This window comes from Streptomyces albidoflavus (assembly GCF_000719955.1).
GTDB classification, from domain to species: domain Bacteria; phylum Actinomycetota; class Actinomycetes; order Streptomycetales; family Streptomycetaceae; genus Streptomyces; species Streptomyces albidoflavus.
On record NZ_JOII01000006.1, the window covers coordinates 229,648 to 243,993 of the forward strand.

Below are 14,346 nucleotides of genomic sequence, written 5' to 3' on the forward strand. Positions count from 1 at the left end.
GCATCCCGGGCGGCCGCCGACAGCCGGCGGAGAGGGGGGAGTCCCACCGGCAGCCGAGGCGCCCCCTGTCCCCAGGTAGCCTTGGGCCCGTGCCCCGCCTCTCAGAAGTCCTCACCGCCCTGGACGCCCTCTGGCCCCGTTCCCTGGCCGAGCAGTGGGACGCGGTCGGCACGGTCTGCGGAGACCCGGACGCCGGGATCAGCCGCGTCCTCTTCGCCGTCGACCCCGTGCAGGAGGTCGCCGACGAGGCGATCCGCACCGGCGCCGACCTTCTCGTCACCCACCACCCCCTGTACCTGCGGGGCACCACCACGGTGGCCGCCGACACCTTCAAGGGCCGCGTCGTCCACAGCCTGATCAAGAACGACGTCGCCCTGCACGTCGCCCACACCAACGCCGACCGCGCCGACCCCGGCGTCTCGGACGCCCTCGCGGGCGCGCTCGGCCTGCGCGTGGTGGGCGCCCTGGTCCCCGATCCGGCGGACCCGCACGGCCGCCGCGGCCTCGGCCGGATCTGCGAACCGGCTCACCCCATGACCCTGGCGGAGTTCACGGCGCTGGCCGCCGAGCGCCTGCCCGCCACCGCGCAGGGCATCCGCGCCACCGGCGACCCCGAGGCCCCGCTCACCCGGATCGCGGTGAGCGGCGGCTCCGGCGACGGCCTCTTCGACGACGTCCGGGCCGCCGGTGTGGACGCCTTCCTCACCGCCGACCTGCGCCACCACCCCGCCTCCGAGGCCGCTCAGCGGCCCGGCGCCCCCGCGCTGATCGACGCGGCGCACTGGGCCACCGAATGGCCCTGGTGCGAACTGGCCGCCACCCAGCTCGACGCGGTCTCCGAACGCCACGGCTGGGGCCTGCGGACCTTCGTCTCGGCGACGGTCACCGACCCCTGGACCGCCCACGCGGCGTCCGCGCCCTCTGTCACCCACGAATCCTCTGGAGCCCCCAACTGAACGCCGCGCCCGCCGACCAGATCCGCCTCCTGGACGTCCAGGAACTCGACACCCGGCTCGCCCAGCTCGCCCACAAGCTGTCGGGCCTGCCCGAGCACGCCGAGATCGAGTCGCTCACCAAGGACCTCGCCCAGCTCCGGGACCTGCTCGTCGCCTCCCAGACCGAGGAGGGCGACTGCGGACGCGAGCAGACCAAGGCCGAGCAGGACGTCGACCAGGTCCGCCAGCGTGCCGCCCGCAACCAGCAGCGCCTGGACTCCGGCGCCGTCTCCTCCCCGAAGGACCTGGAGAGCCTGCAGAGCGAGATCGCCTCGCTCGCCAAGCGCCAGGGCGACCTGGAGGAGATCGTCCTGGAGATCATGGAGCGCCGCGAGGCCGCCCAGGAGCGCGTCGGCGAGCTGACCGAGCGCGCCGCCTCCGTGCAGACCCGCATCGACGAGGCGACCGCCCGCCGCGACGCCGCCGCCGCCGAGCTGGAGGCCGAGGTGGCCACCGCCACCAAGGAGCGCGCCGTGGTCGCCGGTTCCGTCCCGGCCGACCTGCTCGCCCTCTACGACAAGCTCCGCGCCCAGCAGGGCGGCGTGGGCGCGGCCCGCCTCTACCAGCGCCGCTGCGAGGGCTGCCGCCTGGAGCTGAACATCACCGAGGTCAACGAGGTGAAGGCGGCCGCCCCCGACACCGTGCTGCGCTGCGAGAACTGCCGCCGCATCCTCGTCCGTACGGCCGACTCGGGCGTCTGATGCGGCAGTTCGCCGTCGAGGCGGACGGCGGGTCCCGGGGCAACCCGGGGCCCGCGGGGTACGGCGCCGTGGTGGTCGACGCCGCCACCGGCGAGACCCTCACCGAGACCGCCGGGTTCCTCGGCACCGCCACCAACAACACCGCCGAGTACCGCGGCCTGATCGCCGGACTCCGCGCCGCCCGCGACCTCGACCCCGAGGCGCGGGTCGAGGTCCGGATGGACTCGAAGCTCGTCGTCGAGCAGATGGCGGGCCGCTGGCGGATCAAACACCCCGGCCTCCAGGAACTGGCCGCCGAGGCCGCCGGAATCCTGGCGCCGGACCAGGTCACCTACGTCTGGATCCCCCGGGCCGAGAACCAGCACGCCGACCGCCTCGCCAACGAGGCCATGGACGCGGGCGCCCGCGGCGAGCGGTGGAACCCGGCCGCCTCCACGGCCGACCTCCCCGCGCCGACGCCGCCCCCGGCCGCCGCCCCGCCGGACCTCTCCACCCCCACCACCTTCGTGCTGCTGCGCCACGGCGAGACCGCGCTCACCCCCGAGAAGCGGTTCTCCGGCAGCGGCGGCAGCGACCCCGCGCTCTCCGAGGCGGGCCGCCGCCAGGCCGCCCGTACCGCCGAGGCGCTCGCCGCGCGGGGGACCGTCGAGGCCGTCGTCAGCTCCCCGCTGCTGCGGTGCCGGCAGACCGCCGAGGCCGTCGCCGGCCGGCTCGGACTGCCCGTCACCGTGGACCAGGGGCTGCGCGAGACCGCCTTCGGCGCCTGGGAGGGGCTGACCTTCGGCGAGGTCCGCGAGCGATGGCCCGAGGAGCTGAACGCCTGGCTCGCCTCACCCGACGCGGCCCCCGCCGGCGGCGAGTCCTTCGGCGAGGTGGCGGCCCGCGTCGCCGAGACCCGCGACCGGCTCCGCGCCGCCCACGCCGGACGTACGGTCCTGCTGGTCAGCCACGTCACCCCGGTCAAGACGCTGGTACGGCTGGCGCTCGGCGCGCCCTGGCAGGCCCTGTTCCGCATGGAGCTGGCCGCCGCCTCGCTCTCGGAGATCGCCTGCTACGCCGACGGGAACGCCTCCGTCCGCCTCCTCAACGACACCGGTCACCTGCGCTGACCCCGCACACGACGCTGCCCCGGACCCCTCCTGAAAGGGGGCCGGGGCAGCGTCGTGCGGCTCAGTGGTGGCCGTTGGCCGTGCGCGAGGCACCGCCGAAGAGGCGGGCGACCGCGCGGAACGGCAGGGTGACGACGGTGGCGATCGCACCGCCGATCTGACGGAAAACGTCTCCGATGGCCTTCAGCATGCGTGCTCCTCCGTTCGGTCTCCGACTGGCGGCCGGGGCGCCGGAAAGCGCCGGACCTGGCGCGTACCCCTGCCCCGGGGAGCGAAACGGGCGCCGCTCAGCGCAGCCCGGACGCCTCGCGCGCCAGCCGCTCCACCCGGTCCCAGTCCTTCGCCGCGACCGCGTCGGCCGGGAGCATCCAGGAACCGCCGACGCAGCCGACGTTGGGCAGCGCCAGGTAGGCCGGGGCGTTGGCGGGGGACACCCCGCCGGTCGGGCAGAACCGCGCCTGGGGCAGCGGCCCCGCCAGCGACTTCAGGTAGGGCGCCCCGCCGGCCGCCTCGGCGGGGAAGAACTTCATCTCGCGCACCCCGCGCTCCAGCAGCGCCAGCACCTCCGAGGCGGTCGAGACGCCCGGCAAAAACGGCACCCCCGACGCCCGCATCGAGGCCAGCAGCGTCTCGGTGCAGGCCGGGCTGACCAGGAAGCGGGCTCCCGCGCCGACCGCCGCGTCCACCGTCTCCGGCGACACCACGGTCCCGGCGCCCACCACGGCTTCCGGGACCTCGGCGCCGATGGCCCGGATGGCCTCCAGCGCCCCGGCCGTCCGCAGCGTCACCTCGACCGCGCGCAGCCCGCCCGCCACCAGCGCCCGCGCCATCGGCACCGCGTCGGCCGGGTCGTCGACGACCACCACGGGCAGAACGGGGGCCAGCTCCAGCACGGAGTCGGTGACGGGAGCGGGGGAGGGCGTCGGTGTAGGGCTCATGGGCCCATGATGACGGGCGGCACGCACACCGCGCAAAGCCTGTTGCGCAGACTGCAACGTACGGAGGTCCGTGGTGCGCTCAGCGCCCGTGGACGTCGGTCACCACCACGTCCAGCGCCCAGGCCGCCCCCGCCTTCTCCGGCTCGCGGGCCTCCACCACGTACCCCAGCTCCCGCAACGCCTTCACCAGCTCCGCCGGACCCTCGGGCTCCGCGCCGAAGGCCAGCAGGTCGCGGGTCAGCCGTCCCTTGGTCGCCTTGTTGAAGTGGCTGACCACCGACCGCTTCTCCACGCCGCCGACCATCCGCGCGTGCAGCACCCGCACCGTCGCCGTACGCTCCGCCACCTCACCCTTCGGCTTCCACGCGCCCGCGTACGCCGCCGACCGCAGGTCCAGCACCAGCCCCGACCCGGCCACGCCGGGCAGCACCTCGGCCATCGCCTTGCGCCAGTGCGCCGCCAGCGCCCCCAGCCCCGGCAGCTTCACCCCCATCGAGCAGCGGTACGAGGGGATCGCGTCGCCCGGCCGCACCGCGCCCCACAGCCCCGAGAAGACCAGCAGTGACCGCTCCGCCCGCCGCGCCGCCGCCTCGTCGAGGGTGGCCAGGCCCAGCGCGTCGTAGAGCACGCCGGTGTAGATCTCCCCGGCCGGGCGGGTGCCGGTGGTCCGCAGCTCCACGTTCTTGCCGATCTCGCCGCGCAGCCCCTCGCTGAGCCCGAGAACGGTCCGCGCCTTCTCCTCGTCGGCGGCGCACAGCTCCACCAGCTCGTCCAGCACGGCCCCCCGGGCCGCGGTCAGCCCCGGCAGCGACAGCTCCTCCAGCTTCAGCGGCGAGCCCTGCCCCGAGGCGGCCTTCCCCTCGGACGGCGGCAGCAGCACGAGCACGATGTGACTCCTTCGGCGACGACAGACCCCAGGCGCGGCCCGCCGGGGCCGCCCCGGCCAGCGTAATGGGCCGCCCGCACGGGCCGCGCCGCGCTCACCGCCCCGGCCTGCGGGTACCATGAACGCACGGCAGACGAGCCGGGCGGACGGCCGCGTGGAGATCCCCGGATCTCCCCGAGGAACGTCCGGGCTCCACAGAGCAGGGTGGTGGGTAACGCCCACCCGGGGTGACCCGCGGGACAGTGCCACAGAAAACAGACCGCCGGGGGCCTCGGCCCTCGGTAAGGGTGAAACGGTGGTGTAAGAGACCACCAGCGCCTGAGGTGACTCAGGCGGCTAGGTAAACCCCACCCGGAGCAAGGTCAAGAGGGGCCGCCGAGAGGCGGCCCTGCGCGGACGTTCGAGGGCTGCTCGCCCGAGTCCGCGGGTAGACCGCTCGAGGCCGGCAGCAATGCCGGTCCTAGATGGATGGCCGTCTCCCCGGAGGCCGCGAGGCCCCCGGGCGACAGGACCCGGCGTACAGCCCGACTCGTCTGCCGCCACTCGCCTTTCCAGCGCCTCCGGCCCCGGCCGGAGGCGCTTTCGTGTTCCCGCCCCGGCCCTTAACCCCCTGGTCATAGCGAATCCTCACGCAGGACACCCCCGTTTCTCAGTTCTTCCTCATCTGCCGTTGGTTGCTTGTCCGTGGCCGGCCGGACAGGACGGACGAAGCGAGGAGGCGAACGGTGTTCAGGGCTGAGACGGCAGTGAGTGAGGGCGGGGGCGGAGGTGCGGACGGGGATGCGTTGCATGTGGCGAGCCGGTTGCATGCGTTCAACCGGTTCGAGCTGAAGTACCTGGTCCCGGTGGAGCAGGCGGCGGAGATCCGGGACGAGTTGGCGGAGCGGATGGAGCGTGATGCGCACAGTCCGGTCGGTGGGTACGGGGTGTGGAGCCTGTACTACGACACGCCTCAGTTGCGGTTCTACTGGGAGAAGATCGAGGGCCTGAAGTTCCGCCGCAAGCTGCGTATCCGCCACTACGGCGACCTGGACGGCGTCACCGACGCCTCGCCGGTCTGCGTGGAGATCAAGCAGCGCGTCAACCGCGTCACGCAGAAACGGCGCATCACCCTTCCCTACGGCGTCGCCAGGCAACTGTGCGACGGCCGGGAACTGGTGCCGCACTCGGCGAAGGAGCGTGCCTTCGTCGAGGAGGTGCTGGAGCTGATCGTGCGGCTGAACCTGCGGCCCGCCGCGATCACCGGCTACCAGCGTGAGGCGCTGGTGGGCCGGGACGCGGACACCGGGCTGCGGGTCACCCTCGACCGGCGGGTGCGCGGCCGGGACCGCGACTTCCACTTCGGCACCCGGACGCCCGAGAACCGGTTCACGATCCCGCCGCATCTGGCGGTCATGGAGATCAAGGTCAACGAGCGCACTCCGTACTGGATCACCGACCTGGCCGCGCGGCGCAACCTCAATCTGGTGCGGGTCTCGAAGTACGTGCAGTCCATCGAGGCGTTCGGCCTGGCGCCGCGCTCGGTCTTCCACATCGACGAGGCGGACTACCCGCCTCCCCCTTCCCACGGACAGCAGTCGGCGCAGGACGCGCCCATGAAAGCAGGAGCACAGTGAATTTCGATCTCGATCTGCAGGAGCTGAGCGGCACGTTCAGCGTCGCCGACGTGGTGGCGGCGATGGCCCTGTCGTTCATCCTGTCCACGGTCATCGGCTACGTGTACCGGTACACCCACCGCAACGTCTCGTACAGCCAGTCCTACGTGCAGACCCTGGTCATCGTCGGCATGGTGGTGGCGCTGATCATGCTGGTGGTCGGTTCGAACCTGGCGCGGGCCTTCTCGCTGGTCGGGGCGTTGTCGGTGATCCGGTTCCGCAACGCGATCAAGGAGACCCGGGATGTCGGGTTCGTCTTCCTCGCCATGGCGATCGGCATGGCCTGTGGTGCGCGCTTCTACACGCTGGCGGCGGTCGGTGCGGTCGTGATCTGCGCGGTCATCGTGTTCATGCACAAGTTCAACTGGTTCGCGCTCGACGTGCAGCGTCAGGTGGTCAAGGTCCAGGTGCCGGCCGGTGAGGACTACACGCCGCAGATCCGTGACGTGCTGATCAAGTACACCAGCGAGTTCGAGCTGGTCAGCACCGAGACCATCCGGGGCGGCGCGCTGAACGAGGTCTTCTACACGGTGCGGCTCAAGAAGGGCACCGAACCCGGCGAGCTGGTGAGCGCGCTGCAGGCCCGCACCTCGGGACAGCGGGTGACCGTGCTGACCGGTTACGACAGCACGGACCTCTGATGACCGCCCCCACCCCCACAGGCACACGCAAGCGCCGGCTGAGGGACCGACTGCCTGTGCGGCTGCGCCAGCACTGGAAGCCGGTCGGGGCCCTGGCCGTCGGCCTCGCCGTGATGGTCGCCTTCCTCGGCGACGTACGGATCTCCCCGTACGTGACCTCCGCCTCCCGGGTGGAGGCGGACACCATCACCGACGACATCCCCGGAACCATCGACCTCTACGACACCTCGACCGCGCACAGCATTCAACTGACGTACCAGCAGACCGACTTCGACAAGATGATGAAGGAGTTCAAGGAAGACGGGACCAAGGACTGGATCAAGGCCGACCTCGTCGTCGACGGCGTGTACCTCAACGATGTCGGCATCCGGCTCAAGGGCAATTCGACGCTGATGTCGCTCCGCGGGGACCAGGCAAAGCAGGGAAAGCAGGCCCGGCAGGGCGGCGCGGAGGCCGGTCCGCAAGGTCAGGCCGCCGGTCAGCAGGGCCAGGAAGGCCAGGCGGACGAGGACGCGCAGGACGAGCAGGGCGGTGGCCGAGGCGGCGGGATGGTGCAGTACGACCTCTCGGCCGAGAAGCCGGAGGAGCTGCCCTGGCTGGTCAAGATCGACGAGTACGTCGAGGGCCGCGCCTACCAGGGGGAGCGGGAGATCTCGCTCCGGCCGGGGAGCAACGGCCAGGTGCCCCTCAACGAGGCGCTGTCGCTGTCGCTCACCGACACCAGCGGGCAGAAGGCCGAGCGGTACGCCTTCACCAGCGTCGAGGTGAACGACCGGCCCGCCGCGACCCGGCTGATGGTCGAGAACCCCGACACCGACTACGGCGACGAGGCGGGCGACGGCAACGCCGTGCTGTACAAGGCCCGGGCCGGCAGCAGTTTCGCCTACCAGGGCGACGACCCCTCGAAGTACGAGAGCTCGTTCAAGCAGCTCAACAAGAAGGGCAGCCAGGACCTCGAACCGGTCATGAAGCTCATCAAGTGGGTCGAGAACGCCTCCGACGAGGAGTTCGCCCGCGACCTCGACCAGTACGTCGACGTCGAGTCGCTCGCCGCCTACGTGGCGACCCAGAACCTGCTGCTGAACTTCGACGACATGGCCGGGCCGGGCAAGAACTACCTCCTCCGCTACGACCTCGACACCAAGAAGTTCTCCGTGCTGGGCTGGGACTACAACCTCACCTTCAGCGGCGACGCGACCGCCGGGCCCGACGACGCGACCGGCATGGGCGGCGGGATGCCCGGCGGTGGCGACGGCGGCGACGGGCAGCGGCCCTCCGGCGCGCCCGAGGGGATGCCCGAGGGGATGCCGGAAGGTCTCCCCGAGGGCGCCGAGATGCCGCAGGGCGGACCCGGGGGAGCCGATGGCGAGGGCCAGGAGCGGGGCGGCCCCGGCGGCGGTGCGGCCGAACACCCGCTGAAGACGCGGTTCCTGGAGACCGACGCCTTCGACGAGGTCTACCTGGCGGCGTACCAGAAGCTCTACCAGGAGTTCTACGCCTCCGGAACGGCCGCGAAGGAGGTGAAGGCCATCGCCGGTCAGGCGCGGGCGGCCGGTGCCGGGTCCGAGGAGCTGGACACCGCCGTCTCCCAGCTCACCGGGACCGTCACCGACCGGGCCGCCGCGCTCGCCAAGGACGAGCAGGTGACCGGCTGAGCATGCCGGTGTCCCCGGCCCCTCCCCGCGCGGAGGGGCCGGGGACACCGGCGCGTGCGGGCGCGGCTCACGTGCCGGCGCCCTCCCGCGTCTCGTCGACGTCGACCCCCGCCCCGAACAGGTCCAGCTGCCCCGCTCCGGCCGCGCCCGCCCCCACCTCGAAGAGCAGGGGCTGCTCGCCGTCGGCCGGGGCCTGGCGGAGGCTGCCGGTGCAGCTGATCAGGAAGCCGGGGACACCGGCGGAGTCCGGGGGATCGTGGCGGGCGAACTTGCCGGCCGGGGTGGCGACCGAGCGGTGGCAGACGGGGCAGGTCTGGCGCGGGTGGCGGTAGGACATGGGCCCAGGATGCCGCGTCCCGGTGACAGCCGGCGGCCCGCCCCCGGCGCAGGGGCCCGCTCCGCGCGCCGGTAGGTTGACGCCTCACCACCGCCCCGCACCGCTCCGGGAGTCCTCGTGCCGCAGCCCGCCCGCCCCCGCCTCCTGCTCGTCACCGACCTCAGCTACCCGGCGCGCGGCCGCCGGTACGGCGACGAGGACACCTGGCTCGCCGCCCGGCTGCGGGAGGAGTTCGACCTCGCGCTCTGCCACCCGCTGGACGCGCGGGCGCTGGCCGGCTCCTTCGACGCGGTCCTGGTCCGCAACAGCGGGCCCGTCCTCCACCACCAGGAGGCGTGGGACGCCTTCCGCGCCCACGCCCTCGCCACCGGCCTGCGCGTCTACAACCCGCTGAACGGCAAGGGGGACATGGCGGGCAAGGGGTACCTCCTCGACCTGACCGCCGCCGGCTACCCGGTCATCCCCACCGTCGACCGGGCGGAGGAGCTGCACCGGCTCCCCGAGGCGCCCTCGTACGCGGTCAAGCCGGTCGCCGGCGCCGACTCGATAGGGCTGGAGTTCCTGCCCCGCGAGGAGGTGGCCGCCCGGCTGGACGGCGGCGTCCTGGCCCAGCCGCGCGTCGACTTCCGGTACGAGGTGTCGTTCTTCTACGTCGACCGGGAGTTCCGGTACGCGCTGTACGCCCCGGACCCCGGGCGCCGCTGGGAGCTGGCCCCCTACGAGGCGACCCCCGCCGACCTGGCCTTCGCCGGGCGCTTCGTCGAGTGGAACGGCCTTACGCAAGGCGTGACGCGGGTCGACGCCTGCCGCACCCGTGCGGGGGAGCTGCTCCTCGTCGAGCTGGAGGACCTCAATCCGTACCTCTCCCTGGACCTCCTCGGCGAGGAGGAGCGGGAAGGGTTCGTGGCGGCGCTGAAGCGGTCGCTCCGGGCGTTCATCGCTCAGGAATAACGAGTAGCTATAGTTTCTTTAGTACGCTGGTGGGCGGTGCTGAGCCGTGCCCGCACCACCAGCCCCCGTTCCTCCGAGGAGAACCCCCGCGCATGTCGAAGCTCGAGATCATCATCGCCAGCACCCGCCCCGGCCGGATCGGCCCCACCGTCGCCGCCTGGGTGGAGGAGTACGCCCAGCGCCACGGCGGGTTCGACGAGATCGAGGTGGTGGACCTCGCCGAGGTCGGGCTGCCCTTCATGGACGAGCCGAACCACCCGCGCCTGGGCCAGTACACCCACGAGCACACCCGTCGCTGGAGCGCCAAGGTCTCCGAGGCGGACGCCTTCGTCTTCGTCATGCCGGAGTACAACTTCGGCTTCAACGCCGAGCTGAAGAACGCCCTCGACTTCCTGCACTCCGAGTGGGCGTACAAGCCGGTCGGCCTGGTCAGCTACGGCGGTGTCTCGGCCGGTACGCGCGCCGCGCAGATGATCAAGCAGGTGGTGACCACGCTGAAGATGACCCCGCTGAGCGAGGCCGTCTCCATCCCGTTCGCCATGCAGCTCGTCAAGGACGGCACGCTGGAGGGCAACGACGCCATGGACGCCGGCGCCAAGGCCATGTTCGACGAGCTGGTCCGGGTCACCGAGGCCCTGCGGCCGCTGCGGCAGAGCTGAGCCATGGACGACGTCCGGCCCGTCTGCGCACGGTTCCACCACGCCATCGAGCTGATCGGCGCCCGGTGGACGGGGGCCGTCCTGCGCGGCCTGTTCGCCGGACACCGGCAGTTCTCGCAGCTCCGCGCCTCGGTCCCCGGCATCAGCGACGCCATGCTCACGCAGCGGCTGCGCACGCTGGAGACCGAGGGGCTGGTCACCCGCGCGGTGACCGCCTCCTCACCGGTACGCGTCGAGTACACGCTGACCGAGAAGGGCCGCGCCCTCGAACCGGTCCTGGAGGCGGTCATCGCCTGGTCCCACCGCTGGGTCCCGATACCCGGCGAGGCCGCTGCGGAGGAGTGAACGGACCGGGACCTTCGTCCCTGGAAGCCCGGCCGGGGCTGTCCTACCGTGGAGAGCGGGAGGCGATGACGATGACCCCGAGCCCGCACGCCACCGAAGCCACCGACGCCGCCGCGGTCACCGACGAGCGGCTGGAGGAACTGGTGCGCGACGCCTGTGCCGCACCCTCCATGCACAACACCCAGCCCTGGGCGTACGTCTTCCACCGGCGCTCCGGCGTCCTGGAGCTGCTGGCCGACGCCGCGCGGACGCTCCCCAAGGAGGACCCGCGCCGACGCGCCCTGCACATCGGCTGCGGCGCCGCCCTCTTCAACCTCCGGGTCTCGGCCGCCCGCGCCGGGCTGCACGCCTGGGTCTCGCCGCTGCCGCCCGCCACCGGCGGTGACGTGCTCGCCGCCGTACGGCTGCGGGCCGGCGAGGTCGAGCGCGAGGCCGCGACCCTCCACCCGGCCGTCGCCGAACGCCGCACCAACCGGGAGCCGTACGAGGAGACCCGCATCCCCGGGGTGATCCGCGAGCAGCTCGGGCGGGCCGCCGCCGTCGAGCGGGCCCGGCTGGTCTTCCCCGAGGGCTGGCACTACCGCATGGTGCTCGACCTCCTCGCCGACGCCGAGGCCGGTGAGACCACCGCCCACCGCGCCGAGGAGCAGGCGTGGCTGCGCGCCGAGGAGACGGCGGCCGACGGCATCCCCCGCACCGCGCTCGGCCCCCGGATGCGCGAGGGTGAAGCCCCGGTGCGGGAGTTCGGGGAGCACCCCGACGGGCCGTGGGCCGACTTCGAGCGGGAACCGCAGCTCGCCCTCATCCTCACGCGGCGCGACGAGCCCGCCGACTGGCTCGCCGCCGGGCAGGCGCTCCAGCGGGTCCTGCTCACCGCGACCCGCGCCGGCCTCAGCGCCGCCCCGGTCACCCGGGCCCTGGAGCACCCCTCGCTGCGCTGGCTGCTGCGCGACCCCTCCGAGGGCCCCGGCCACGTCCAGATGGTGCTGCGGATGGGATACGGCCCCTCGGTGCCGCTGAGCACCGGCCGCCGCACCCCCGACGAGGTGCTCACCTTCCGCGACTGAATCCGGCTCGTACGCCCGTTCGTGCACGATGGAGGGAGCAGCAGCCGACCGCCGGGGGGCGACGATGACCGTGATGACCAAGCTGTACTACCGCTTCGTGTACTGGAGACGCCGCCTCGGCCGCTCCGTGCGCCCGGCCCCCGGGCCGCGCCGCCCCGCCCCCGGGCGCGGGCAGCGCCTGCTCGCGGTGAAGCGGAGCGCGTACCGCTTCCGGCCGCTCTACGTCTTCGCGGTCATCGTGGCGATCGTGCTGGCCGTCTCCTACCTGATGGCAGCGGGGGGCGCCGGGCGCGGCCCGCTGCCCTGGTAGCCGCTCAGCCCTCGCGCAGGACGCCGCGGAGCGCGTCCAGGACCGCGGGGTCCTCGATGGTGGAGGGGACCGGCTCGTCGCGGCCGTCGGCCAGCGAGCGCATCGTCTTGCGGAGGATCTTGCCCGAGCGGGTCTTGGGCAGGGCCGGGACGATGTCGACCCGGCGGAAGGCGGCCACCGCGCCGACCTCCTCGCGCACCCGCGCCACCAGCTCGGCCGCCAGCCGCTCCGGGTCCTCGCCCGCGCCGGCCTTCGGCACCACCAGGCCGCGCGGCAGCTGGCCCTTGAGCGGGTCGGCGGCGCCGATCACCGCGCACTCGGCCACCTCCGGGTGCCCGGCGAGGACCGCCTCGACGGCGCCGGTCGACAGCCGGTGCCCGGCCACGTTGATCACGTCGTCGGTCCGGCCCATCACGAAGAGGTAGCCGTCCTCGTCCAGGTAGCCGCCGTCCCCGGTCAGGTAGTACCCGGGGAAGGCGGAGAGGTACGAGGCCACGTACCGGTCGTCGTCGCCCCACACCGTGGGCAGCGTCCCCGGCGGCAGCGGCAGCCGGATCGCGAGGGCGCCCTCCTCGCCCGCCGCGCACTCCTCGCCGTCGGCCCGCAGCACCCGCACGTCGTAGCCGGGGACGGGCACCGTCGGCGAGCCCGGCTTCAGCGGCAGCGGCTCCAGCCCCATCGGGTCGGCCGCGATCGCCCACCCCGTCTCGGTCTGCCACCAGTGGTCGATCACCGGGACGCCGAGCTTGGCGCCGGCCCAGTGGTAGGTGTCCGGGTCGAGCCGCTCCCCGGCGAGGAAGAGGTGGCGCAGCGAGGAGGTGTCGTACGCGTCGAGCAGCGCGGCCTCAGGGTCGGCCTTGCGGATCGCGCGGAAGGCGGTGGGCGCCGTGAACAGGGTCGAGACCCGGTGGTCGGCGACCACCCGCCAGAACGCGCCCGCGTCCGGGGTGCCGACCGGCTTGCCCTCGTAGAGGACGGTGGTGGCGCCGAGGAGCAGCGGGCCGTAGACGATGTAGGAGTGGCCGACCACCCAGCCGACGTCCGAGGCGGTCCAGAAGACGTCGCCGGGGGAGGCGTCGTAGATGTTCCGCATCGACCAGAGCAGGGCGACCGCGTGGCCGCCGTTGTCGCGGACGATGCCCTTGGGGCGGCCGGTGGTGCCCGAGGTGTACAGCACGTAGAGCGGGTCGGTGGCGGCGACCGGGACCGGGTCGGCGGGGAGCGCCTCGGCCATCAGCTCCGCCCAGTCCAGGTCCCGCCCGGCCACCAGCTCGGCGGTGAGCCGCTCGCGCTGGAGCACCACGCACCGCTCGGGGGCGTGCGCGGCCAGTTCCAGGGCGCGGTCGAGGATCGGGTGGTAGGCGATGGTTCGGGTGGGCTCGATGCCGCAGGAGGCGGCGACGACCACCTTCGGCCGTACGTCGTCGATCCGCACCGCCAGTTCGGAGGCGGCGAATCCGCCGAACACCACCGAGTGGACGGCGCCGAGCCGCGCACAGGCCAGCATCGCCACCACCGCCTCGGGCACCATCGGCATGTAGATGACCACCCGGTCGCCCTTCTCCACCCCCAGCCCGCGCAGCACCCCGGCGAACCGGGCGGTCTCGTCGAGGAGTTCGGCGTAGGTCAGGGTCCGCCGGGAGCCGGTCACCGGCGAGTCGTGGATGAGCGCCGGCTGCTCGCCCCGGCCGAGCGCCACGTGCCGGTCCAGGGCGTTGGCGCAGGTGTTCAGCTCGCCGCCGGGGAACCAGCGGTACAGCGGCGCCGCCTCCGCGTCCAGCACCCGCTCCGGCTCCCGGCTCCAGCTCACCTCCCGGGCTGCCTCGCCCCAGAAGCGCTCGGGGTCGGTGAGGCTCAGCTCATACGCCTCGCGGTACGTGCTCATCGGGCACCGTGGCCTTTCGGGGAGCCCGGGCGGCGGGCGCCGGGCCAGTGGTCGGATGGGGCGCGATGGTAGGGGGCGACGCCGGTCGGGGGAAGACCCTGAACGGCCCTGATCTGCGCCGATGCCCCTGTTCGGGGGCGCCGGCGGCCCTCTCGGTCCTCCGCGGTGATCGGCGGTTACCCCGGAGACGGCCGCGTATGCGGCGCGTGCTG

The 14,346-nt window shown here is 73.3% G+C and carries 16 protein-coding genes and 1 other RNA gene; 12 read left to right on the forward strand and 5 right to left on the reverse strand.

The features are described 5' to 3' along the window. The first annotated feature begins 89 nt into the window (after positions 1 to 89). The 3 genes from IF45_RS32180 to IF45_RS0108865 are packed head-to-tail and all read left to right on the forward strand — an operon-like array spanning position 90 to position 2,805. The gene (locus IF45_RS32180) at positions 90 to 956 is read left to right on the forward strand and encodes a Nif3-like dinuclear metal center hexameric protein (protein WP_078842852.1); all 867 of its coding nucleotides are present in this window, start codon (positions 90 to 92) and stop codon (positions 954 to 956) included. Further along, complete coding sequence (locus tag IF45_RS0108860) at positions 953 to 1,696, forward strand: zinc ribbon domain-containing protein (RefSeq protein ID WP_225930555.1); 744 nt, start codon at positions 953 to 955, stop codon at positions 1,694 to 1,696. Before IF45_RS32180 ends, IF45_RS0108860 begins: the two co-directional genes overlap by 4 nt. Further along, positions 1,696 to 2,805 carry a bifunctional RNase H/acid phosphatase gene (locus IF45_RS0108865; protein ID WP_030306643.1) on the forward strand — a complete coding sequence of 370 codons (1,110 nt, stop codon included), beginning with the start codon at positions 1,696 to 1,698 and terminating at the stop codon, positions 2,803 to 2,805. The genes IF45_RS0108860 and IF45_RS0108865 overlap by 1 nt, the downstream gene beginning before the upstream one ends. Before the next feature lie 61 nt (positions 2,806 to 2,866). Here IF45_RS0108865 and IF45_RS33815 read toward each other — a convergent pair whose 3' ends face one another. The 3 genes from IF45_RS33815 to yaaA form a co-directional block, all read right to left on the reverse strand. Further along, on the reverse strand, positions 2,867 to 2,995 hold the full coding sequence (locus tag IF45_RS33815) for an LPFR motif small protein (RefSeq protein ID WP_003947792.1): 129 nt from the start codon (positions 2,993 to 2,995) through the stop codon (positions 2,867 to 2,869). Positions 2,996 to 3,092: 97 nt separating this feature from the next. Next, positions 3,093 to 3,743, reverse strand: coding sequence for a bifunctional 4-hydroxy-2-oxoglutarate aldolase/2-dehydro-3-deoxy-phosphogluconate aldolase (gene eda / locus IF45_RS0108875; RefSeq protein WP_030306646.1), 651 nt, complete (start codon positions 3,741 to 3,743; stop codon positions 3,093 to 3,095). A gap of 79 nt (positions 3,744 to 3,822) precedes the next feature. Next, complete coding sequence (yaaA, locus tag IF45_RS0108880) at positions 3,823 to 4,629, reverse strand: peroxide stress protein YaaA (protein WP_030306648.1); 807 nt, start codon at positions 4,627 to 4,629, stop codon at positions 3,823 to 3,825. 134 nt (positions 4,630 to 4,763) lie between these two features. Here yaaA and rnpB point away from each other — a divergent pair. From rnpB to IF45_RS0108895, 4 genes are all read left to right on the forward strand, one after another. Continuing rightward, an RNA gene (rnpB, locus tag IF45_RS31900) (RNase P RNA component class A) lies at positions 4,764 to 5,165 on the forward strand. A 255-nt stretch (positions 5,166 to 5,420) separates the two neighbouring features. Continuing rightward, positions 5,421 to 6,245, forward strand: coding sequence for a polyphosphate polymerase domain-containing protein (locus tag IF45_RS0108885; RefSeq protein ID WP_030306650.1), 825 nt, complete (start codon positions 5,421 to 5,423; stop codon positions 6,243 to 6,245). Next, on the forward strand, positions 6,242 to 6,925 hold the full coding sequence (locus IF45_RS0108890) for a DUF4956 domain-containing protein (RefSeq protein WP_030306652.1): 684 nt from the start codon (positions 6,242 to 6,244) through the stop codon (positions 6,923 to 6,925). The genes IF45_RS0108885 and IF45_RS0108890 overlap by 4 nt, the downstream gene beginning before the upstream one ends. Next, the gene (locus tag IF45_RS0108895) at positions 6,925 to 8,580 is read left to right on the forward strand and encodes a CotH kinase family protein (protein WP_030306653.1); all 1,656 of its coding nucleotides are present in this window, start codon (positions 6,925 to 6,927) and stop codon (positions 8,578 to 8,580) included. Before IF45_RS0108890 ends, IF45_RS0108895 begins: the two co-directional genes overlap by 1 nt. A gap of 67 nt (positions 8,581 to 8,647) precedes the next feature. On the opposite strand, the gene IF45_RS0108900 is transcribed toward IF45_RS0108895, so the two are convergent. Then, the gene (locus tag IF45_RS0108900) at positions 8,648 to 8,917 is read right to left on the reverse strand and encodes a hypothetical protein (protein WP_003947786.1); all 270 of its coding nucleotides are present in this window, start codon (positions 8,915 to 8,917) and stop codon (positions 8,648 to 8,650) included. 117 nt (positions 8,918 to 9,034) lie between these two features. Here IF45_RS0108900 and IF45_RS0108905 point away from each other — a divergent pair, with 117 nt between their 5' ends. The 5 genes from IF45_RS0108905 (at position 9,035) to IF45_RS0108925 (ending at position 12,249) form a co-directional block, all read left to right on the forward strand. Then, a complete protein-coding gene (locus IF45_RS0108905; RefSeq protein ID WP_030306656.1) occupies positions 9,035 to 9,868 on the forward strand; it encodes an ATP-grasp domain-containing protein in 834 nt (277 codons plus the stop codon). A gap of 92 nt (positions 9,869 to 9,960) precedes the next feature. Then, positions 9,961 to 10,527, forward strand: coding sequence for an NADPH-dependent FMN reductase (locus IF45_RS0108910; RefSeq protein ID WP_008403474.1), 567 nt, complete (start codon positions 9,961 to 9,963; stop codon positions 10,525 to 10,527). Positions 10,528 to 10,530: 3 nt separating this feature from the next. Next, on the forward strand, positions 10,531 to 10,872 hold the full coding sequence (locus IF45_RS0108915; protein ID WP_003947783.1) for a winged helix-turn-helix transcriptional regulator: 342 nt from the start codon (positions 10,531 to 10,533) through the stop codon (positions 10,870 to 10,872). 71 nt (positions 10,873 to 10,943) lie between these two features. Continuing rightward, a complete protein-coding gene (locus IF45_RS0108920; RefSeq protein ID WP_003947782.1) occupies positions 10,944 to 11,939 on the forward strand; it encodes an Acg family FMN-binding oxidoreductase in 996 nt (331 codons plus the stop codon). Between the two features lie 73 nt (positions 11,940 to 12,012). Next, entirely contained in the window at positions 12,013 to 12,249 is a 237-nt protein-coding gene (locus IF45_RS0108925) for a hypothetical protein (protein ID WP_165398430.1), read from the forward strand. A 4-nt stretch (positions 12,250 to 12,253) separates the two neighbouring features. Here the strand turns inward: IF45_RS0108925 and IF45_RS0108930 are convergent, their stop codons facing one another. Continuing rightward, a complete protein-coding gene (locus tag IF45_RS0108930) occupies positions 12,254 to 14,134 on the reverse strand; it encodes a propionyl-CoA synthetase (protein WP_030306660.1) in 1,881 nt (626 codons plus the stop codon). Positions 14,135 to 14,346 lie beyond the last annotated feature (212 nt).

Excerpts from the sequence above, each read along its gene's own strand:
- IF45_RS0108865 (WP_030306643.1), top strand. The coding sequence starts at position 1,696 with ATGCGGCAGTTCGCCGTCGAGGCGGACGGCGGGTCCCGGGGCAACCCG.
- IF45_RS33815 (WP_003947792.1), bottom strand. The coding sequence starts at position 2,995 with ATGCTGAAGGCCATCGGAGACGTTTTCCGTCAGATCGGCGGTGCGATC.
- eda (WP_030306646.1), bottom strand. The coding sequence starts at position 3,743 with ATGAGCCCTACACCGACGCCCTCCCCCGCTCCCGTCACCGACTCCGTG.
- IF45_RS0108895 (WP_030306653.1), top strand. The coding sequence starts at position 6,925 with ATGACCGCCCCCACCCCCACAGGCACACGCAAGCGCCGGCTGAGGGAC.
- IF45_RS0108900 (WP_003947786.1), bottom strand. The coding sequence starts at position 8,917 with ATGTCCTACCGCCACCCGCGCCAGACCTGCCCCGTCTGCCACCGCTCG.
- IF45_RS0108910 (WP_008403474.1), top strand. The coding sequence starts at position 9,961 with ATGTCGAAGCTCGAGATCATCATCGCCAGCACCCGCCCCGGCCGGATC.
- IF45_RS0108915 (WP_003947783.1), top strand. The coding sequence starts at position 10,531 with ATGGACGACGTCCGGCCCGTCTGCGCACGGTTCCACCACGCCATCGAG.
- IF45_RS0108920 (WP_003947782.1), top strand. The coding sequence starts at position 10,944 with ATGACCCCGAGCCCGCACGCCACCGAAGCCACCGACGCCGCCGCGGTC.
- IF45_RS0108925 (WP_165398430.1), top strand. The coding sequence starts at position 12,013 with ATGACCAAGCTGTACTACCGCTTCGTGTACTGGAGACGCCGCCTCGGC.
- IF45_RS0108930 (WP_030306660.1), bottom strand. The coding sequence starts at position 14,134 with ATGAGCACGTACCGCGAGGCGTATGAGCTGAGCCTCACCGACCCCGAG.